The organism is Winogradskyella echinorum, assembly GCF_014297365.1.
In the GTDB taxonomy this organism is placed as follows: Bacteria; Bacteroidota; Bacteroidia; order Flavobacteriales; family Flavobacteriaceae; genus Winogradskyella; species Winogradskyella echinorum.
Genome location: NZ_JACOQD010000001.1, coordinates 899,764 through 921,106, shown reverse-complemented (window position 1 = coordinate 921,106; position 21,343 = coordinate 899,764). Strand labels below are relative to the sequence as shown.

Sequence of the window (21,343 nt, the reverse complement as noted above, 5' to 3'; positions counted from 1 at the left end):
AAATCAATCTTATTTTTGAAAGTAAATCGGACACAGAATCATCACCAATAAAGACGTAATTATCTTGGTTTTTATGAATTCTTTTTTGGACGTGAATTATCCAAATTAGGAATGTCAATGTATTGTGATGGTTGGTTTAAGTACGGTCGTTTATATACTTTGTATCCTCAAAAAGATTTTTGAGTTGAGACCCACTTTCAATATATCAGTAGCAAATGAAGGAAATTTGTTACAATATTTATAAAAATTATTTTTGTTGAATAGGCTCGTCATTCCTGCGAAGGCAGGAATCTGTTATTCTTTATACAGACAACTATAAAGTGGATTCCTGCCTTCGCAGGAATGACAACTATTTAAAACTATAACGCAATCCAAATAATACATTACTTGGTGGCATTGCTGTAAAACCAGACTCTATATAGTCTGCATCAAAAATATTGCTAGCCGTTATTGTGAATTCCATTTGTTTTAATCGATATACCAGCGAAGCATCCCAAACATTGTAAGTTTGTCCTGTAGTACGTTCTGCGTATTTGTAAACAATGTTTTGGCGCATGTTTTTAAATAATTGAGTACTCAATCTTGTTGTGTACTGATGTTTTAAAGTATTTAACGAATAGCGCGATAACTCTTCATTCTGTTCTAAAATATTGTCATCTAAATTGGCATAACCAAATGCTAAAGTTTGTGTATAACCACTTATTTTAAAATTATAGGCAGCATCAAATTCGAAACCTTGTGTGTTAACTTCAGTGATATTGGTCGCAGTAAATACAGTTTCTGTTGTATTTGGTCTTATATAATCTATTAGGTTTTTAGCATCTCTATTAAAAATCGCTAAACTTGCTCTAAGTTTTGGAGAGGTGTATTTTATACCTATTTCTTGTGCAAATGCTTCTTCTGGTTCTAAATCTGAATTACCATTTGTACGAGGATCGCTATAATATAAATCTGTGTACGTCGGTATTCTATAAGTGTAACCAATATTTCCGTAGGCTTTTAAATTGTTTGTAATGTCATAACCAATATCTAAACCAGGAAATGCATGAAATTTAAAATCTGAAAAATAAGTAACTGCAACACCAGGAGTAATATCTAATGTATTATCTAAAAATGAAAAGCGATGCTCTAAAAATAGATTGGTCATAAAGCGATTGCGGTTTCCTAAGTTGTTACTTCTTAAATATATTTTTGATACGTCTATTCCAAATCCTGTAATTCCTAATTCGGATGTGTAAGAAGCATTTGTTTCTGCGCCTATTTTATCTGAAATATGAAAGTTTCTAAAGAAATTAGGTTCAAAACGTTTTAACAAGAACATATCTTGATTACGTTTCCAATACACTCTAGGCTGTATTTTTAACTTATTCTTTCTAAATGTTGTTGTAAAAGCGATAAGACTATTTTGAGTTTCTTCGTATTCATTCCAATCTGGATTGGTAGTGTAGAAGTTTTCTGCTCCAAACTTACGTTCAGAAAAGGTTGTAATCATTTCAATGGGTTGTTGTTTTTTATTGAAAACACTTTTTATAAAATAATTAGAATTGTCGTAGTCTGAATTGTTTCGATAACCATTAGAAGTAACTTTACCAATATGTATTATATGAGAAGAGTTCTCTAGTTCTGTTCCGGCAGTAACATTACCATTTAATTGTCCAAAAGAACCAGTTTCAATATTGGCAGAAAGGCTATTATTTAAATGCTTTTTAGTCACAATATTAATGGCTCCTGTAAAGGCATTTTGCCCAAAAACTCTTGCTGCAGGACCTTTTATTATTTCTATGCGTTCTATAACTTCAATTGGTAATGCAGCATTCATAGTATGATGTCCAGTTTGTGCATCATCCATTTTAATACCATCTATTAATAGAAGTGTTTGATCAAATCCACCACCTCTTATATATAAATCTGCTTGACTACCACCAGTTCCACGACGTCTTATATCTACGCCTGCGACTTGTTGTAATAAATCGGCAACATTTACAGCAGCACTATTTTTTATATCTGTAGCAGTAATAATATTTATCGTTCTAGAATTCTCTTTAAATGGTAGATCTATACGTGTCGATGTAATTGTAACAGAGTCTAACTTTTGCTGCGGTGCATCTTGTGCATTTAGTTGTAAAGCAAAAACTAATATAAAAGCAATAAGGCTGTGTATTTTTTTCATTGTATAATTAAATATGAAGTTGCAAAAATCGTAACTTTCCGGACGATTATAATAGTCCACTTTTAAAACAATGAATAGTCCGGTTAATGATATATTAAAACAGCTTATAACATTTGACAAAACGTTAGTGCAACCTGTGTACATTCAAGTAGCGCAACAAATTATAAATGCCATTCAGCGTAGATATCTATCTAAAGGAAATAAGTTACCAGGAACAAGGACTTTAAGTCATTTATTACATATACATAGAAATACTGCAGTAGCTATTTATGACGAGTTAGCATCACAAGGTTGGGTAGATATTATTGCCAATAAAGGAACTTTTGTTATTGTGCCAGAACAAACCACAGCAAAGATAAAGGCGACCGGTAAGTCCATGAACGATGCTTATACATATCCTAAAGAAGCGGGTTTTCCATTTCAAAACTCATTTCATTTGGCATCAACACTACAAGAAACTACTGCAAAGTATATTATAAATGATGGTAAGCCAGATTTAAGATTACATCCTACACATCAATTTTCTAGATGGTACACAGCAGCTATGAAACGTAAGTCATTAGTGCATCATTGGAATAGGTCTTCTAGTTCAACCACTTCAAATTTTAAAAGTCAGCTTTGTAATTACTTAAATGCAACTCGAGGTTTTCATATAAATCCAAATAATATACTTAGTACTCGAAGCACAGAAATGAGTCTTTATATTGTGTCTCAACTTTTAATAAAACAAAATGATGTGGTCTTGGTGGCGCAATTAAGTCATTATGCATCTAACACCATTTTTCAAGAAGCAGGTGCTACTATAAAAACAATTCCTGCAGATGATGAGGGACTAGATGTAGATTACATAAAAAAACACTTTATTAAAAATAGCATTAGATGCGTTTACGTTTGTGCAAATAGACACTACCCAACCACTAAGACTTTGAGTGTAGAAAGGCGTTTGCAACTTTTGCAATTAGCAAAAACCTATGGCTTTGCTATTATTGAAGATGATTTTGATTATGATTTTCAGTTTGAAGGCTCGGCAATGTTACCTATGGCCACAGCAGATGCTGATGGTATGGTTATTTATTTAGGTAAAATGGGACAGTCCTTATTTACAAGTTTTCAAATGGGAATAGTGGTAGCACCCGAAAACTTAATTTCTGAAGCTAATAACTATTTAAACTTACTCGATGAACACGGAGACATTATACAAGAGCAAATGTTATCTGAATTAATTTCTGAAGGTGAAATTTATAGGCTACTTAAAAAGAACAACTTAATTTATAGACAGCGTCTCAATTACATCTGTAAACAATTAGAGCAATATTTTGATGGAATTATTAACTACGAAAGGCCTTCTGGTGGTTTGGCTATTTGGTTGCAGTTTTGTGAAACAATTTCTTTGGTAAGACTTGCCGAAGAGGCCGAGAAGTTAGATGTCTTTCTGCCAAAAACAATTCTTTACCAAGATAAAAACACTTGTGCTATTCGTTTTGGTTTTGCGCATCTAAACTTAGAGGAAATAAAAAATGTAGTCATTAAATTAAAAAGTGCTTATAACCATGTTTCTATGCTTTAGTAGTAATTACGGTATCGCAATTATCACATTTGTATTGATAACGTGCACTAATTGGTAAAGTACCTGTAATGAAACCTATTATAAAAGAGAAAAAAGATTTAAAGCCCGTTATTGTAGAATAAAGATTGACGTGGTTTTGTTTGCAGTTAGGGCAAGTTATTGCGTTTCCATTATCATCTACAGCATAGGCTTTAATAGATTGTAATATAGATCTGGCTTTTTCTTCGTCTTTAGCTAGCACCTTTAATTTTACACCACCAATAGCTTGACTAACCAAAGGATCTGTATCTATTGTAATGTTATCTCTAAGAAAAACTTCTATACCATCTGCTTCTAATCGTCCTTTTACAATTTGAGCTTCGGTGGAATAGGGGAATCTGGCTATGGTAACAAAAGTGTCTTGCATATATCAAAGATAATTAGAGCTATTGAGTTTTAAAAACGTAATAACACAGATTGTAAAATTACTCTTTTTCAATAAAAAATTATTGTTTATCAATAATTTTTATATATTTGTTATCGTAAAACGATAATTATGAACTCTGCAAAGACACTTTATGCGATACTAAATGTTATTATTTTTCTTTTACTAATCGGTATTGGTTTGGGAATTTTTGTTTTAGCAATGGTTCTATTTGGGGTAGAACAGGATTTGATTGGTTTAAAACACAATGCATTAGTTTTTAAAACTGAGAGAATGCTGTATGTTTTTACCTTTTTAGAGCTTGGGGTTTATGCTGCTTTTGTTGTGGCACTTTGGAGATTAAGAAAGGCGACAAAATTGTTATTAAAAAATGATTTTTATAATGGTGAACTTATAAAAAGCATGTTTAATTCTGGCAAACTCATGGTGCTGTCTTCAATAGCTTTATGGCTTATTGATGAGATCGGCAATATGTTTTATAAACGGCAAGTTGTGCTTGGGTTAAGTGAAAAAACATTGGTCTATCTGTTAATAATTGCAATGGGATTGTTTTTAATGCTAATGAGTACAGTTCTTAGAGAGACCAAGGTTATAAAAGAAGAAAATGATTTAACGATATAATCACATCTCAATTCCATAAAACAATAATTATATGACTACAATTAGACTATTAAAAAACTTAATAAACATACTTTTCTGGGGAATGATTGTGTTTTCTGTGTTAAGCTTTATTCTATTTATAATGCTTCTATTTTTCCCAGAATCACTTCCTAGAATTTTTCAACCTTTTGGGATGTTCTTTAACGGTAATTTTCCTTGGCAATTATGGATTGTTCAATTCTCTAATATTTTAGGCTTTTTACTTTTTATAGTTTCTATTTATTATCTAAAAAAATGTATTAATCCATTGGAAGAGCAGAGGTTTTATTCTGATGAAGTTATAGTGAACCTAAAAAAGACTGGACGATTATTTATAATAATTACTATTGTCACTACTCTGTTGAGAATAATAGGATTATTTGTATTTAATGATTTAACCAACAACATGATGGTTGGTTCTAAATTAGGTACTTGGGCAATGTTAAGTTCAATTGCTTCTGCTATAGGTTATGTTAACTTTTTTCTTCTAATTATTGGATTATTTCTATTAGTATTTAGTACTGTTTTTAATAATGGAAAGCTATTGAAAGAAGAAAATGACTTAACGATTTAAATTATGAAAGACAATACAAAAATTCTAACCATTATAACTTATGCTATTTTGTTAGGTGCAGTTTCTGTGCTTCTAAATGACTTACGCGAGTTTGATTTTAATCAATTTGAAAAATTTCAGAATTGGGCAAAAACAGCAGACAAACGTGAAAACTGGTTCACTTCAAAAAATGCTATTGAATGGAGTTATTATACTATTAGTGCTGGGCTTTTCTTCTGGAGAGGTTATTTAATATATGGTTGTAGTTATTTTTTGTCCATTTTAAAAGAAGTTGAAAACGGTAATTATTTTAGCGATAAGAATATTAAATACTTTAAAAAAATTGGAAACATCTTTATCAGTTATACAGTAGGTGTTTTAATTCTTAGATTTTTATTGACAACAATTAATGGCTCAACGTATAAGTTTTTTAATGAACTCAAAGGAGAGTTTACTTTTTTAATTCCTGCAGGATTGGCTTTTTACATTTTGGCAGAAATTTTTGAAAAAGGGAAACAAGTAGAAGAGGAAAACGAATTAACTATATAATTATGACTAAAAACACATTACTCAACATCGCCATTTTACTGTCAAGATTATTAAAAGCCATTGTAATTATTGCTGCTGTGGCTATTACTAGCTTATTCGTATATGCTCAAATCGATAAAGAAACTTTTGCGGAAAAAGAGATTGAATTAAGTGCTAATCCAAGTATTATGCGTGTTTCATATATAGAATCAAATGTTTGGAAAGATGATACTACAGATACTGAATTTGATCTGAAACCTTATACTTTTACGAAACTAAATACAGTATCGTTGTATATAAACTATTTTAAAATTCTTGTTGTTGCGGTTTTACTGTTTCTAATAATTAGGGCTTTCGAAACTATTATACTATCTGTAAAAACTTTAAATACCTTTAGTAGAAGTAATGCGAAACTATTCAGGCAGATTGGTTTATATGTTGTTTTTGTGACAATTCTGACGAGTTATACGGTTCTTCGATTCGAAAATGGAGATCAAACATTGACACATTTATCATTAACTCCAGTAATTTATACGCTTTTGTCATTTATAATGGCGGAGATTTTTAAAGAAGGTGAAAACTTGAGAGAAGAAAACGACCTAACGATATAACCATGCCAATAGTAGTTAACTTAGACATAATGTTGGTGAAACGAGGCATGAAAAGCAAAGAACTTGCTGAAATCATTGGTATAACCACGGCTAATTTGTCGATTTTAAAATCTGGGAAAGCTAAAGCGATGCGGTTTTCTACTCTAGAAGCCATTTGCAAAGCCTTAGACTGTCAGCCTAGTGATATTTTAGAGTATGTAGAGGACTAACTTTTATAGAATTAGAAGAGTGTATTCTTTTGTACTTCTTCAATAATATAAGGTTTGTTAGTGTCAATACCTTTTTTGTAAAAATCATTACTAACTGGGTGTGCACTAAATTGTTTTTTGCTTATACCTGTAGCCATTAGTTCATTTATTTGTTGATTGCTCATGCCTTCGTCTAACCAATCTTCAAAATAATGAGGGTCTAAAATTAAAGGCATTCGCTTACCTTTATTATGTACTTCCATAAAAAAGTCATTAGCTTCTGTAGTTAAAATTGTAGCACTTAATGTTTTATCATCAATTTCGTTATAAAGCCCAGCAAATAAAAACACCTCGCCTTTAGGATTGGATTTTGATGGTTGATAACAGAAATAGGGAATCGCTTTTCCGTTTTCGTGATGTGGTTCAAAAAAACCATCGGCTAAGATTAAACATCTCTTGTTTTCTGCACTATCGCGATAAGTTGGTTTTTCAAAAATACTTTCTGACCTGGCATTTAGTGTATTACTTTTTTTTCTAAAAACCTCGGGATTGTGTATGGCCCAATCTGGTATTAATCCCCAACTTGCATCCGTGATAATATCGGGTTGATCCATCTTTATAATCTGTAGATTACCATGTGTAAATCCATTGAGATGAAAATAAGGTTGGTATGTAGATTGAGCGTCAAACTTTACATTAATTTGATTGCGCAGTTCTTTTTCAATTTTTTCGCGTTCTTTTCGTAATGCTGTAGAATAACACATACCTCTAATTTAGTAAAACAATTTTTATTGACGTCTATTTGCTAATAAAGGAGGTGGTTCTCCAGTAAAAGGATTCCAACGACTTATAGATTTAGCTTCCATACCAGCAGCACTCATTACAGCTCTATCTCCATAACGTTCGCGCATTTTGTCCATAGCATTGCTGAGGTTAAGGTGCATTTCGTCATCCTCAAATAAGTTGATTTGATGTCCTCCTTCTACCAAATGGCTAAACCTTACGCCTACAAGACGTACTAATAATCTACGGTTATATAGTTTTTTAAATAAACCTAATACCACAGGAATGATAGTATGATCCATGGAGCTATAAGGAATGCGTTGCTGTTGTGTGTAAGTCTGAAAATCCGAATAACGAATCTTAAACGTTACGCAAGCTGTTAATTTATTGCCACGACGTAATTGATATGCCAAATTCTCTGTCATAGCAATTACTAAACCTTTAAGTTTGGTAACATCTGTGGTGTCTTGTCCAAAGGTACGTTCGGTAGAAATAGATTTGCGTTCGTGATACTGAATCACAGGACTGTTATCTATACCATTTGCTTTTTTCCAGATGACTAAACCATTTTTTCCAAGAACTTTGTGCATTAATTCCATGGGCATTTCTTGTACTGTTTTTATGCGTTTAACTCCCAAATCGCATAACGATTTATAAGTTACATTACCAACCATAGGAATTTTTTTTACCGAAAGCGGAGCTAAAAATGTTTTTTCGGTGCCAGAGAGAATTCTAATTTCATTGTTGGGTTTAGCTTCTCCTGTCGCAATTTTTGAAACCGTTTTATTTAGCGACAAACCAAAAGAAATAGGTAAACCTGTTTCTTTAATAATACGTTGACGTAGTTCTGAAGCTAGTTTATGGCAGCCAAAAAACTTATCCATTCCGGTGAGATCTATATAAAACTCGTCAATAGATGTTTTTTCATATAAGGGTACACTCTCTTTTATAACGTCTGTAACATTATTAGAAAACTTGCTGTAAATACCAGAGTTTCCTCGTAAAATAATAGCCTCAGGACATAATTGTTTGGCCATACGCATTGGCATGGCAGAATGAATACCAAAAGTTCTGGCTTCGTAACTACAAGACGCTACAACACCTCTGTCGCTTGTGCCACCAATGAGTACAGGTTTTCCGATAAGACGACTATCTAGTAGACGTTCGCAAGACACAAAAAAAGTGTCTAAATCCATATGTACTATTGAGCGATTAGTATTCATTTTTTATACATGCGTCTTTTTAAGATCATTAAAACTTCTTTTCTTCTGAAATGTTGGATTTAAGGATTTTATGGAATAACGAGGGTCTTCGATAATTGCTAATCTTTCAAATTTTGAAACTTCTATACTAACACAATCAAACTCTACCATTACTTTACCTGTAATTTCATAAATACCTTTTCCTCTAAATGGATATTTAGCAGCAATAGGAGGGAAGTGTACTGTGTCTAAAAAGTCACCATCGCGATCTAAAAATGTTCCGAAATACATGCGTTTGCCATTAGAGGTACTAGTAGGCTTAGTTGTAATTAGGTACCCTTCAATTTTTATATATTTCCCTTTTAATTGTGCTAAATGCTTTGCGCGTAATTGGCTAGTAGATTCTTTTTCTAATAAATGAAACGGATTGCATAACGGAAAGCCTAATAATTCAATCTCATCGAATGCATTTTCTAAAGCTGTGCTTGGCAACTCTGGTGTATTATAATTAATACGCTCTGTTTTAAATAAGGTTACTATATCCTCTAAAACTACAGTTTTACTAATTTTTAAATGCGCTTCCCATAGTAGTTCACGTTTATTAATTAAGGTAAAACGAAAGGCATTAATTTTTATAAGAATTGAAATTTGCTCAATAGATATTGGTACACGTTCTATAAAGTCATCTAGCGATTTAAAAGCACCATTATTGTTACGCTCATTAAGAATACGTTGCGTGGTATTAGACTCAAAAGATTGTAAAAACATAAAACCTAGATAAATGGTTTTACCTTTAATTATTGCATGATTATATGAGTTATTAATACAAGGCGCTTCAATAATGCCATTATGCATTCTGGCTTCATGGATATAGAGTTCTGTGCTATAAAAGCCGCCAAAATTATTAATGGTAGCAGTCATATATTCCAATGGGTAATACGCTTTTAAAAATAAGCTTTGATAGCTCTCTACAGCATAAGATGCAGAGTGTCCTTTTGCGAAGGCATAGCCAGCGAAACTTTCAATCTGTCTCCATATTTCTGCAACCAAATCAAAAGGTTTTCCATCTTTTTTACAATTATCAAAAAATTGTTGTTTTACTTTTAAAAACTCTTCGCGAGATCTAAACTTGCCAGACATACCTCGACGTAACATGTCTGCTTCGCCAAGTGTGAGTCCGCCAAAATAGTGTGCCACCTTAATCACATCTTCTTGGTATACCATAACACCATAAGTTTCTGGCATAATACGCTGTAACACAGGGTGTGCTTCTTTACGTCTTTCGGGATAACGATAACGCAAAATATACTGACGCATCATACCACTTTTAGCAACACCTGGTCTAATAACAGAACTTGCTGCTACTAAACCTAGATAGTTATCTACCTGAAGTTTTTTTAATAACATACGCATAGCAGGAGATTCTACATAGAAGCAGCCAATCGCTTTTGCATTTCTTAACAGGTCTTTTATACGTTCATCTTCCTTAAAACGCTTAATATTATGAATATCGACTGGTAGCTGGTTAGTATAGTTTTTATTAATGATATCTACAGTATCTTTAATTTTTCCTAAACCACGTTGACTTAAAATGTCGAATTTATATAAGCCAATATCTTCTGCAACCACCATATCAAACTGTGTTGTTGCAAATCCTTTTGGAGGCATAAATGTGGCACAGTAATAATGAATGGGTTTCTCGGAAATTAAAATACCACCTGCATGAATCCCTAAATAGTTAGGAAAACCTTCAATATATTGGCTGTACTTAAGCACAAGTTGCGAGAGTCTATCTAGCTGTTGCACATTAAACTTACCTTTAGTTAGCAGATCTATTTCAGATTTAGGCAAACCAAATACTTTACCCAATTCGCGTACAGATGCTTTAAACTTAAAGGTGTTATAAACTGTGATGAGTGCTGTATGCTTAAAGGTTTTAAAGATAAACTTGGTGATATCATCTCTATCTTTCCATGAGAAATCAATATCAAAATCTGGTGGATTTTGACGAAATAGATTAATAAAGCGTTCAAAATATAAATCGAGTTCTATTGGGTCTACATCAGTAATTCTCAGTAAGTAAGCAATAATGCTATTAGCACCACTACCACGACCTACGTAGTAATAATCTTTACTACGTGCATATTCTAAAATTTTCCAATTGATTAAAAAGTAGGATACAAAGTTTTTTTGTTTAATAATATCTAGTTCTTTTTCAATACGCTTATAGATTTTCTCTTCAACATTTTCGCCGTAGCGATAATTGATACCATCATAGGTTAATTTTTCTAACAATTGATAGTCCGAAGTTTCGTTTTCGGTTAAGCATTTCTGGTTTTTAGGTTGAATGTTTTTAAAGTCAAAGTCTATAGAGCAATGGTCTAAGAGTTGCTCAGTATTATTTATAAGTTTTGGAAAATCAGAATACGTTTCGCACAGTTGGTTATATGGTAACATTATGTCATCTTCATACCCTTCTTCAGATTTTGACAGTTTGCTTAACAGGGTGTTATTATCAATAGCACGTAATAAGCGATGTGTGTTAAACCCTTTTTTATTTTGAAATGAGACCGTTTTTAGTACTACTAATTTTTCTCTAAATCGATTCCATTTTGAAAATTTTAAATGGTTGAGGTCTTTTGGAGAAATGCCTAAAAATTCATTGGGTTTTAATTTGAAATCTTTCCCTTTTTGATAAGGGTAAATAACAAAACAATCATTTAAAATAACATCTGGTCGCTCAGGAATTTTTAAATCGTTATTATGAAGAAATGTAGATAGGTAACTATTTATATTTTCAAATCCGTAATTGTTTTTGGCAATGAGAATAAATTCTTGCTGTGCTTTGTTTCTAAAGTCAACACCAAGAACAGGTTTTATCTTGTACTTTTCTGATAGACGCACAACATCTAAGCATGCTGAGGTTGTATTAATATCCGTTAGTGCTAAAGTTTGCACACCATTTTCTGAAGCAATGGCAAGCAATTGCTCTGGTTTTATAGTACCATAGCGAAGGCTGTAATATGTGTGACAATTTAAATACATAGGATTAACAAAATTAGCTACTATATGTAGTTTTAATTGCTTACATTTGTAGTAAATATTGTTAAAATTAATTTCATTGAAACCTATACAAGCTAATATAAAGCACCTCAGATCTTTAAAGAAAATATCGCAAGAGCGTTTTGCAGACGAACTTAATTGGACACGTTCTGTCGTTGGATCTTACGAAGAAGGAAGAAGTGAACCACCAATTGAGCGTCTTATAGATTTATCTAATTATTTTGATATTCCTATTGATATTTTGGTTAGAAAAGATTTACGAAAAGCAAAAGACACCTCGTTTATAGAAGTAGGGAATAAGCGCGTACTTTTCCCTGTAACTGTTAATGAAGATAATGAAGATTTAATAGAAATTGTACCAGCTAAAGCTTCTGCTGGGTATTTATCTGGTTACGATGATCCGGAATATATAGAGCAGCTTCAAAAAATAAAACTACCCTTTCTACCAACTGGTACACATAGAGCGTTTCCTATAAAAGGAGATTCTATGTTACCTGTAAAAGATGGTGCCTTTATAGTGGCAAAATTTATGGAAGACATTGTTGATGTAAGAAATGGGCGCACTTATATTATCTTAACTAAAGATGATGGTTTGGTTTATAAGCGGGTTTATATTCCTGAAGGAGACACTACAAGTTTATTGTTAAGTTCTGATAATAAGTCTTATCAACCATATTTAGTTAAGCGTGAAAATATTTTGGAACTTTGGGAATTTACGTGTTGCATCAACACCCAAGAATACGATGAAAAGGAATTGAAACTAAGTAGTATTATGATGCTGTTTCAGGAGTTGAAAGTAGAGTTGGAAGCGGTAAAGCAAATACAATAAAAAAACGAAAAGCAGTGTCACACAATTACCTATATAAGTTTTAAGTAAACTGCGGATTCTTCCCTGCTAATCGTAATTAAAATATAAATACTGTAAAAAAGTATAAAACAAGTATTTAAAAAAGTGTAATACTTTTTTAAATATCATTTAACAACTTAGAAATTTCATCTAATTTAGGCGTTAATATCACCTCAATACGTCTATTTTTTGCTTTACCTTCTACTGTATTATTAGATGCTATTGGTGCATATTCTCCACGACCAGCAGCAGTTAAATTTTCAGGATTTATAGAATTATTTTCTCTAAGAATATTTACAATGGCTGTAGCTCGTTTTGTAGATAAATCCCAATTACCACTTAGTTGTCCATTACCTGTGTAAGGATCGTTATCTGTATGTCCTTCAATTAAAATGGCAATATCCGGATTTTCAGCAAGGACACTTCCTAGTTGTTGCACCGCTTTACGGCCTTCTGATCCAACAGACCAACTTCCAGACTGAAATAACAATTTATTTTCCATTGACACATACACTTTTCCATCGCGCTGTTCAACAGTTAAACCTTTACCTTCAAAGTTAGTTAAGGCTTTAGAAATAGCATTTTTTAACGCTCTCATGTTGGCATCTTTTGCAGCAATAACATTTTCTAATTCTGCAACACGTTGAGAACGATTTTCTAGTTCTTTCTTTAAAGTATTAAGGCGTTCATTTTCTGTAGCAAGTGCTTGTTCTTTTGCTTCTAGTTGTGCTAATAACTCTCTATTCTTTTTAGAATTTGCAGCAATAGAAGCAGAACTATTTTCTTCTAAAGCTTTGTAAGAGGCTTTTAAAGCATCTAAATTAGATTTAGCAGCAGCATAATCACCTTGTAATTTGTCGCGTTGTGCAACAGCGTCATCATAAGCAGATTGTAGCTGGTTTAAATCGTTATTTAGTTTGATTTTGTCGTTTGAAAGTGTTTCAACTTCATCAGATAAACTACGATTTTCTTTTTTTAGATTGGCATATTTATCTTCAAGGTCTGTGTATATTTTTTTAGAAACACAAGAGGTTAATATAGTAAGAGATAATACTATTAATGAAATTTTTTTAATCATGATTTAGGTTTTAAAATTTGAGTTCTAATAAAATTGGACAATGATCACTGTGCACAGCTTCAGTGAGTATAACGCTTCGTTTTATTTTTTCTTGTAAAGGTTCACTAACCATTGCATAATCTAATCGCCAACCTTTATTGTTTGCTCTAGAGTTTGCTCTGTAACTCCACCAAGAGAATTCTTGTTTTTCTGGATGTAAATATCTGAAACTATCAATAAATCCGCTATCTATAAAATTACCTAGCCATTCGCGTTCTTCTGGTAAAAACCCTGATACTCCTTTCATTTTCGGATTATGAATATCTATCGCTTCATGACAAATATTATAATCACCACAAACGACTAAGTTTGGTTTTTCCTTTTGCAAGTTGTTAAGATAATCGTGGATTAAATCCATATATTCAAACTTATGAGACAATCTAGCATCATTTGTTCCAGAAGGTAAATACATACTCATAATAGAAACATCATTGTAATCTACTCTTAGGTTTCTACCTTCAAAATCCATAGATTCTATGCCTGTACCAAATTCTATATGATTAGGTTCTGTTTTACACAAAATGGCAACTCCACTATAACCTTTTTTTTGAGCACTAAACCAATAATTGTATTTGTAACCGGCTTCAGTAAACAAACTAAGGTCTAGTTGCGCTTCCATAGCTTTAATTTCTTGAAGACAAATTACATCGGGATTTGTAGCTTTTAACCAATCAATAAACCCTTTGTTTATAGCGGCTCTAATACCATTTACGTTGTAAGAAACAATTTTCATATCGTCATTTTCGGATTAACTGCTAAATTAAATAATACTGTACTTTTACACTATAATTTTATACTGCTTTTAACGATAAAATATTTAAAGCTTAAAACAGTTATTATTCTACATGAAACATCAAGTAAAAATTTTGAATTTTATATCCAATTATATTATGGATGTTCCATCTGTTCGATTTAAAAAAATAAAAATCATCAGATGAAAAATACACTACTTTTTCTATTATTTATATGTTCCTTTTTGGGCTTTTCTCAAAAGCAGCATAGTAATATTAGACACAAAAAAGTAGTTGTTAAAGATTCTATTACAATTGATTCTGTAAGTATTAATCCATTTAGATTTGTTGTTAAAACCAAAGATAATAAGGTTATAGACTCTACATTATATACTGTTGATTTTGCAAAAGCACTTTTACGTTTTAAGCAACCAATAGAAATTGATACTATAAAAATTGAATATTTACGCTACCCTAATTTTTTAACCAAAGTATACAAACAGTTAGATGATAAGGTTATTGTTAATAGATCATCAACAGAATTGCAGCAATTGTATAAACTCGAAAACTCAAACAAACAAAATACATTTACACCTTTTGATGGTTTAACCACATCAGGAAGCATCTCTAGAGGAGTCACAATAGGCAATAATCAAAACTCGGTTTTAAATAGCGAATTAGATTTACAAATTTCAGGTAAGTTAAGCGATAAGGTTTCGCTAAGAGCCTCTATACAAGATGCTAATATTCCCTTGCAAGAAAGTGGCTATTCTCAACGATTAGATGAGTTTGATCAAGTATTTATTGAACTATTTAGTGACGATTGGAATATAAGAGCTGGTGATATAGATCTAGTCAACACTAATAGTTACTTCGCTAATTTTTCTAAACGTGTGCAAGGGCTTTCGGTTAATGCTAAATTAAGCGAAAAAATGTCTGTTTTTGCATCTGGTGCTTTGGTAAGAGGTCAGTTTACAACCACTCAATTTACAGCACAAGAAGGTAATCAAGGACCCTACAAATTACGAGGTCCGAATAACGAATTGTTTGTACTCATCGTTTCTGGTAGTGAAACTGTTTATGTAAATGGTGTGCCTTTAGAGCGTGGTGAGAATAATGATTACATCATAGATTATAACGCAGGTGAAATTATATTTAACTCCACATTTCCTATTACTTCCGAAATGCGAATTACTATAGATTACCAATTTAGTGAGCGTAATTATTCTCGATTTACAATTTTTGGTGGAGGAAGTTATAACACAGAAAAATTAAACTTAAATGTTTCTGTGTATTCTGAAAGTGATGCAAAAAACCAACCATTGCAACAAAATTTATCTACCGAGCAGACTCAGATTTTGGCAGATGCTGGTGACGATACGAGTTTAATGGTTGCCCCATCTGCAACTGCAGAGTCGTATTCTGAAAACCGAATTTTATATCGAAAAGAAATTTTAGGAGCAGAAGAAATTTTTGTGTTTTCCCAAAACCCAGAAGATGATTTATTTAGTGTGCGTTTTACGCTGGTTGGTACAAATCAAGGAAATTATGTGTTGAGTAATGATAATGCGGTTTCAAACATTTTTGAATATGTAGCACCAATTGCTGGCGTGCCTCAAGGAAACTACGAACCAATTACACAATTAGTTGCTCCAGAACGATTGCAAATAGCAGTACTAAATGGTCGTTATAAACCAACTGAAAAAACAAACCTGTTTTTTGAATTGGCAGGAAGCAAAAATGATGCTAACCTATTTTCAAATATTGATGATGATGACAATGACGGTTTTGCAGGAAAATTAACGTTAAAACAAAACCTAATTAAATCGGACAGCTTATGGAATTTATCTGCATTAGTAGATGCCGATTTTATTCAAGAAAATTTTAGAACCATTCAACGTTTATATAGAGCAGAATTTAATCGCGATTGGAATCTAGATACACAACAAACCAATCAAATGAATCTCAATTTTGGCGACCAGTTGCTATTAACTTCTGGTTTGCAATTATCGCATTTAAAAAAAGGAACAGCAACTTACAATTTTGAACATCTTAATTATTCTGAAGATTTTAATGGAAATAGACATAATGTGTCTACAAACCTGCGATTAGGTAATTTTAGTATTTTTTCTAATTCAAGTTTTTTAGATAGTAAAAGCACTATAAATCGTTCAACATTTTTACGATCTTTTAATCGCCTAGTTTATGGTAAAAACAATAAATGGGCTGGTGTAAAATTTACAACTGAAGATAATGAACAACGTGCAATAGCAACCGATTCTTTAACACCTTTAAGTCAAAAATTTAAAGCTTATGAGGCTTTTGTTGGTATAGGAGATAGCACCAAAGTATTTACAGAAGTTGGTTATATCAAACGGTTTAATGATAGTTTAAGAGCTAATACAATAAAACGTGTAAATAGCTCAAACACATATTATTTAAAATCACGACTGATTCAAAATAAAAACACCAATCTTCAATTATTTGTTAACTACAGAGATTTAAAATCTGAGGACGAAACATTACAAGATGAGCAAAGTTTAAATAGCAGGTTAAGTTACAATCAGAAATTATTTAATAATCTCATCCTATGGAATACTAATTTTGAAACCAATTCTGGGACCTTACCACAACAAGATTTTACGTATGTTGAGGTAGAAGCCGGACAAGGAGCATATACATGGATTGATTATAACGAAAACAGTATACAAGAGCTTAACGAATTTGAAATAGCTCAATTTGCAGATCAAGGTAATTATATAAGAGTGCTTTTACCAAATCAGATTTTTGTGCGTACACATCAAAATCGATTAAGCCAAACGTTGACGATTAATCCACAGCAATGGAGTACCTCAGAAAACAAGACTAAAAAGTTCTTTTCGCATTTCTATAATCAAACATCATATTTAATTGATAGAAAGATTAAACGCGAGGGTAATAATTTTAATCTTAACCCATTTAATGACGATGAAGAAAATCAATTAGCACTAAATAATAGTGTACGTAATGTACTATTTTTTAATAGAGGAAAACAAGGCTACACAACATCCTACACCTTTTTAACAAACACCAGTCGTAATCTTCTCTCAATTGGTTTTCAAGAAAATAAATTAACCAATCACCAACTTAATTTTAATCATAAGTTTGCAGTTAATTGGTTAGCAAATGCCTTAGCTAGTTTTGGGAGTGATAAAAGCTTAAGTGAAAACTTTGCTAACAGAAATTATAACATTGATGAAACTAGATTTCAACCAAAATTATCTTATCTATTTAATGAAAACGCACAGTTTGATGTGTTTTATCAATTCACTTCAAAAGAAAATACCATAGATAGCTTAGAGTCATTAACTCAGAATAATTATGGTGTATCATTTACTTATAATAATGCACAAAAAATCGCCTTAACAGGTGAGTTCAACTTTTTTGAAAACACCTACGAAGGCAATCCTAATACACCTGTAGCATATCAAATGCTAGAAGGGCTTCAGCCAGGAAAAAACTTTACGTGGAGTTTGTTAGCACAAAAGAAACTAACCAAATTTTTAGATTTAAACCTTAATTATTTTGGGCGAAAAACAGAAACTTCAAAGACAATTCATACAGGTACTGTTCAACTAAAGGCTTATTTTTAAATACTCACTCAAACGAGCGAAATAGACAAATTAAGTTAATTCTTACGCAACCTTTATGTTTTTATCACATCTATGTGGTATAATTGTTGTGTCAATTAAAATCTTAATCAATTAAACAATCTATTATGAAAAATTTCTTTTTAGCACTTTTTATGTTTTGTTCAATTTTTACGCTTACAGCTCAAGAACAAGACTCTAGAGATCATTTAAATATTAAAAAAAATGAACTTAAAGCCAATGGGTTATTCTTAGTGATTGGAGCTTTAGATTTTAGTTATGAGCGTCTCATTAATGAGGAGTCTGGGTTTGGATTAAATGTGGTAGTGCCTTATGATGAAGATATTAAAGAGAGTTTAGAATATTTTATATCTCCTTATTATAGATTCTATTTTGGTGATAAATATGCAGCAGGATTTTTCTTAGAAGGATTTGGAATGTTAAATTCTACAGAAAGAGATTTCGATTTCTTCATTGAAGAGGATGAAAGAGAATATGTAACGGATTTTGCTCTAGGAATTGGCTTGGGAGGAAAATGGATAACTAAAAGCGGATTTATTGGAGAAATAAATTTTGGAGTTGGTAGAAACATATTTAAATCTGAAGAAACAGATATTGACTTTGTAAGTAAGTTTGCAATTACAGCAGGCTATAGATTCTAAGGATATTTTACTAAATTAAAAAATCCCAAACTTAAAAAGTTTGGGATTTTGTTTTTATAATATTTTTTTCGAAAGAAATGTTTATTACATCTTCATCAGCCAATGTTTAACATCAACTTCTGCTTTTATAATAGCTTTTAAATCTTCAATCTTTACACGTTTTTGATCCATTGTATCTCTATGACGAATGGTAACGGTGTTATCCTCTAATGTATCGTGATCTACTGTTATACAAAAAGGTGTTCCGGCAGCATCTTGTCTTCTGTAGCGCTTACCAACAGTATCTTTTTCTTCATAAATTACATTAAAATCCCACTTTAAATCATCTACAATTTCTTTTGCGACTTCTGGTAACCCATCCTTTTTAACTAAAGGAAATATGGCTGCTTTTGCAGGCGCTAATACAGCAGGTAATTTTAATACAGTACGAGTTTTACCATCCTCAAGTTCTTCTTCTTCAAGAGAGTTTGAGAATACAGCCAAGAACATACGATCTAGACCAATAGATGTTTCTAAAACATAAGGAGTATAACTTGCATTTTCTTCGTGATCAAAATACTGTAACTTCTTTCCAGAATACTCTTCGTGTTGTTTTAAATCAAAATCTGTACGAGAATGGATACCTTCTAATTCTTTAAATCCAAATGGAAAATTAAATTCTATATCTGTAGCGGCATCAGCATAATGTGCTAATTTTTCATGGTCGTGGAAACGGTAGTTATCCTCTCCTAAACCAAGGGATTTGTGCCATTTAAGACGTGTTTCTTTCCAATAATCAAACCATTCTTTCTGTGTACCAGGTTTAATAAAGAATTGCATTTCCATTTGTTCAAACTCGCGCATTCTAAAAATAAATTGTCTTGCAACAATTTCGTTTCTAAAAGCTTTACCAGTTTGTGCAATTCCAAAAGGAATTTTCATTCGTCCTGTTTTCTGTACATTTAAGAAATTAACAAATATACCTTGAGCCGTTTCTGGTCTTAAGTACAGGTCCATTGCAGACTCTGCTGATGCACCTAATTTAGTACCAAACATTAGATTGAATTGTTTTACATCTGTCCAGTTTTTACTTCCTGAAACAGGGCAAACAATCTCTAGGTCTAGAATAAGTTGCTTAAAACCTGCTAAATCATTTTCTTCTTGTACTCGAGTTAACTCAGTAGTTATATCATCTATTTGCTTTTGGCGACGCAGTACGTTGCCATTTGTAGCTCTAAATTCTTCTTCATTAAAAGCATCGCCAAATCGTTTTTGTGCTTTAGCGATATCTTTATTTATTTTCTGAAGAATTTTTTCTCTATGCTCTTCAACCAAAACATCTGCTCTGTATCGTTTTTTAGAATCCTTGTTATCAATTAAAGGATCATTAAAAGCATCGACGTGGCCAGAAGCTTTCCAAGTGGTTGGGTGCATAAATATAGCAGCATCAATACCTACAATATTATCATGCATTTGCACCATGGCTTTCCACCAATAGTCGCGTATGTTTTTCTTTAATTCTGCTCCGTTTTGTGCATAATCATACACTGCACTTAGTCCATCGTAGATTTCACTACTCTGAAATACGTAACCATACTCCTTAGCGTGAGAGATTACTTTTTTGAATTTGTCTTCGTTTGCCATGCTGCAAAAATAAAAAACCGCTCTAATTAACAGAGCGGTTTGTTGAAAATTATGTTATAAGTCTATTTTAATTTTATACTTGTACTACCAAGCTTAATGTTTTTATGAAAAACATTGACAAAATAATAACCTTTTAAAAAGGGTTTATCTTCATCTTCTGCTACAACTGCAGTACAGATTTCTAAATTTTCATTATTATAATTAATAACTTCTTTTTTACTATAGATTAATGAAGAATTACCGAATGTAACCTCTCCTTTATCTGAAACCACATTGCCATCTGGACTCAATATCTGTATGTAAATATCTTTTTTACCTTTTTCTGTTAAAGGATTTTCAGAAAGCGTAATACATACATCTATGGCATTGGCACGCCTTGCTTTTTCCGTAAATCGTTTTTTACCAGATTTTAATTTGTAAGCCTGTGCTTTTAAATTACTGGCTTTTAATATTGCAGCTATGTCTATTGTTTTATTTAAGGAATCGTTTGCTTCTTCCAACTCATTTATAGCAATAGTTTTCTTTTGTATAGTGTTTTGAGCATAGCGCTTTTCTCTCTGTAATTTTAAATTGGCAGAATTTAAAGAATCAATAGTATTAAGTAATAATTCTCCTTTAGATTTTAAAATTATAAGATGATTTTTATATTTAGTGATAATAGATAAATCACTTTTTAGCATGCGTAAGGAATCTAAAGTATTCTTAGTTTCAAGTTTTGCTGCTTGAAGCTGAGAATCCATAAAATCATAATCTTCATTAAGTTCGTCGTAACTAACCAACATCTCAGATAGTTCATTTTCTATCAAAGATTTTTCTTGTTTTAGAAACTCTTCGTAAGATTTAATCGATTTATAATTTGTAAAACTATAAATACCTAAACAAGTTAAAACGACCAACAAAGAACCTATAATTAATCTGTAGTTAAATATGTGAGGACTAACTATCATTATTAATTTTCTTAATTTAATGCGAAATTAGAGCTATTTAAAGTGTAATTTTATTTTAA

Annotated in this window: 18 protein-coding genes; 9 read left to right on the top strand and 9 right to left on the bottom strand. The window is 31.8% G+C overall.

Going from position 1 to position 21,343, the window contains the following annotated elements:
- Positions 1-349: 349 nt before the first annotated feature.
- Positions 350-2,170 (bottom strand): TonB-dependent receptor plug domain-containing protein, encoded by a 1,821-nt coding sequence (locus H8K90_RS04050; protein WP_186844653.1) that lies wholly within the window; start codon positions 2,168-2,170, stop codon positions 350-352.
- A 70-nt stretch (positions 2,171-2,240) separates the two neighbouring features.
- Here H8K90_RS04050 and H8K90_RS04045 point away from each other — a divergent pair, with 70 nt between their 5' ends.
- Positions 2,241-3,737, top strand: a complete 1,497-nt coding sequence (locus H8K90_RS04045) for an aminotransferase-like domain-containing protein (protein WP_186844652.1) — start codon at positions 2,241-2,243, stop codon at positions 3,735-3,737.
- Here H8K90_RS04045 and H8K90_RS04040 read toward each other — a convergent pair.
- Positions 3,727-4,143 carry a putative signal transducing protein gene (locus tag H8K90_RS04040; RefSeq protein ID WP_186844651.1) on the bottom strand — a complete coding sequence of 139 codons (417 nt, stop codon included), beginning with the start codon at positions 4,141-4,143 and terminating at the stop codon, positions 3,727-3,729. The two genes, H8K90_RS04045 and H8K90_RS04040, sit on opposite strands and share 11 nt — an antisense overlap.
- Before the next feature lie 129 nt (positions 4,144-4,272).
- Between H8K90_RS04040 and H8K90_RS04035 the strand changes: the two genes are divergently transcribed.
- Genes H8K90_RS04035 through H8K90_RS04015 form a run of 5 tightly spaced genes read left to right on the top strand, consistent with a single transcriptional unit; the run spans position 4,273 to position 6,701 of the window.
- Positions 4,273-4,782, top strand: a complete 510-nt coding sequence (locus H8K90_RS04035) for a DUF2975 domain-containing protein (RefSeq protein ID WP_186844650.1) — start codon at positions 4,273-4,275, stop codon at positions 4,780-4,782.
- A 31-nt stretch (positions 4,783-4,813) separates the two neighbouring features.
- Positions 4,814-5,374 carry a DUF2975 domain-containing protein gene (locus H8K90_RS04030; protein ID WP_186844649.1) on the top strand — a complete coding sequence of 187 codons (561 nt, stop codon included), beginning with the start codon at positions 4,814-4,816 and terminating at the stop codon, positions 5,372-5,374.
- Positions 5,375-5,377: 3 nt separating this feature from the next.
- Complete coding sequence (locus H8K90_RS04025) at positions 5,378-5,902, top strand: DUF2975 domain-containing protein (protein WP_186844648.1); 525 nt, start codon at positions 5,378-5,380, stop codon at positions 5,900-5,902.
- A gap of 2 nt (positions 5,903-5,904) precedes the next feature.
- Positions 5,905-6,492 carry a DUF2975 domain-containing protein gene (locus H8K90_RS04020; RefSeq protein WP_186844647.1) on the top strand — a complete coding sequence of 196 codons (588 nt, stop codon included), beginning with the start codon at positions 5,905-5,907 and terminating at the stop codon, positions 6,490-6,492.
- 2 nt (positions 6,493-6,494) lie between these two features.
- Entirely contained in the window at positions 6,495-6,701 is a 207-nt protein-coding gene (locus H8K90_RS04015) for a helix-turn-helix domain-containing protein (protein ID WP_186844646.1), read from the top strand.
- An 11-nt stretch (positions 6,702-6,712) separates the two neighbouring features.
- On the opposite strand, the gene H8K90_RS04010 is transcribed toward H8K90_RS04015, so the two are convergent.
- From H8K90_RS04010 to H8K90_RS04000, 3 genes are read right to left on the bottom strand one after another with little or no spacing between them, the layout of a single operon-like run.
- On the bottom strand, positions 6,713-7,444 hold the full coding sequence (locus H8K90_RS04010) for an SOS response-associated peptidase (protein ID WP_186844645.1): 732 nt from the start codon (positions 7,442-7,444) through the stop codon (positions 6,713-6,715).
- 24 nt (positions 7,445-7,468) lie between these two features.
- A complete protein-coding gene (gene dinB / locus H8K90_RS04005) occupies positions 7,469-8,686 on the bottom strand; it encodes a DNA polymerase IV (protein ID WP_186844644.1) in 1,218 nt (405 codons plus the stop codon).
- A gap of 3 nt (positions 8,687-8,689) precedes the next feature.
- Entirely contained in the window at positions 8,690-11,710 is a 3,021-nt protein-coding gene (locus tag H8K90_RS04000; protein ID WP_186844643.1) for a DNA polymerase III subunit alpha, read from the bottom strand.
- Positions 11,711-11,786: 76 nt separating this feature from the next.
- Here H8K90_RS04000 and H8K90_RS03995 point away from each other — a divergent pair, with 76 nt between their 5' ends.
- The gene (locus tag H8K90_RS03995) at positions 11,787-12,557 is read left to right on the top strand and encodes an XRE family transcriptional regulator (protein ID WP_186844642.1); all 771 of its coding nucleotides are present in this window, start codon (positions 11,787-11,789) and stop codon (positions 12,555-12,557) included.
- A 136-nt stretch (positions 12,558-12,693) separates the two neighbouring features.
- Here H8K90_RS03995 and H8K90_RS03990 read toward each other — a convergent pair whose 3' ends face one another.
- Both H8K90_RS03990 and H8K90_RS03985 read right to left on the bottom strand, forming a co-directional pair.
- Entirely contained in the window at positions 12,694-13,653 is a 960-nt protein-coding gene (locus H8K90_RS03990) for an OmpA family protein (RefSeq protein WP_186844641.1), read from the bottom strand.
- A gap of 10 nt (positions 13,654-13,663) precedes the next feature.
- Positions 13,664-14,425 (bottom strand): exodeoxyribonuclease III, encoded by a 762-nt coding sequence (locus tag H8K90_RS03985; protein WP_186844640.1) that lies wholly within the window; start codon positions 14,423-14,425, stop codon positions 13,664-13,666.
- A gap of 201 nt (positions 14,426-14,626) precedes the next feature.
- Here H8K90_RS03985 and H8K90_RS03980 point away from each other — a divergent pair, with 201 nt between their 5' ends.
- Positions 14,627-18,055: a hypothetical protein gene (locus H8K90_RS03980; RefSeq protein WP_186844639.1), complete on the top strand. Its 3,429-nt coding sequence runs from the start codon at positions 14,627-14,629 to the stop codon at positions 18,053-18,055.
- A gap of 125 nt (positions 18,056-18,180) precedes the next feature.
- Complete coding sequence (locus tag H8K90_RS03975; protein WP_186844638.1) at positions 18,181-18,714, top strand: DUF3575 domain-containing protein; 534 nt, start codon at positions 18,181-18,183, stop codon at positions 18,712-18,714.
- 84 nt (positions 18,715-18,798) lie between these two features.
- On the opposite strand, the gene H8K90_RS03970 is transcribed toward H8K90_RS03975, so the two are convergent.
- Together H8K90_RS03970 and H8K90_RS03965 are read right to left on the bottom strand one after the other, a co-directional pair.
- Positions 18,799-20,337, bottom strand: a complete 1,539-nt coding sequence (locus tag H8K90_RS03970) for a glycine--tRNA ligase (protein ID WP_186844637.1) — start codon at positions 20,335-20,337, stop codon at positions 18,799-18,801.
- A gap of 62 nt (positions 20,338-20,399) precedes the next feature.
- The gene (locus H8K90_RS03965) at positions 20,400-21,284 is read right to left on the bottom strand and encodes a hypothetical protein (RefSeq protein ID WP_186844636.1); all 885 of its coding nucleotides are present in this window, start codon (positions 21,282-21,284) and stop codon (positions 20,400-20,402) included.
- Positions 21,285-21,343: the final 59 nt, after the last annotated feature.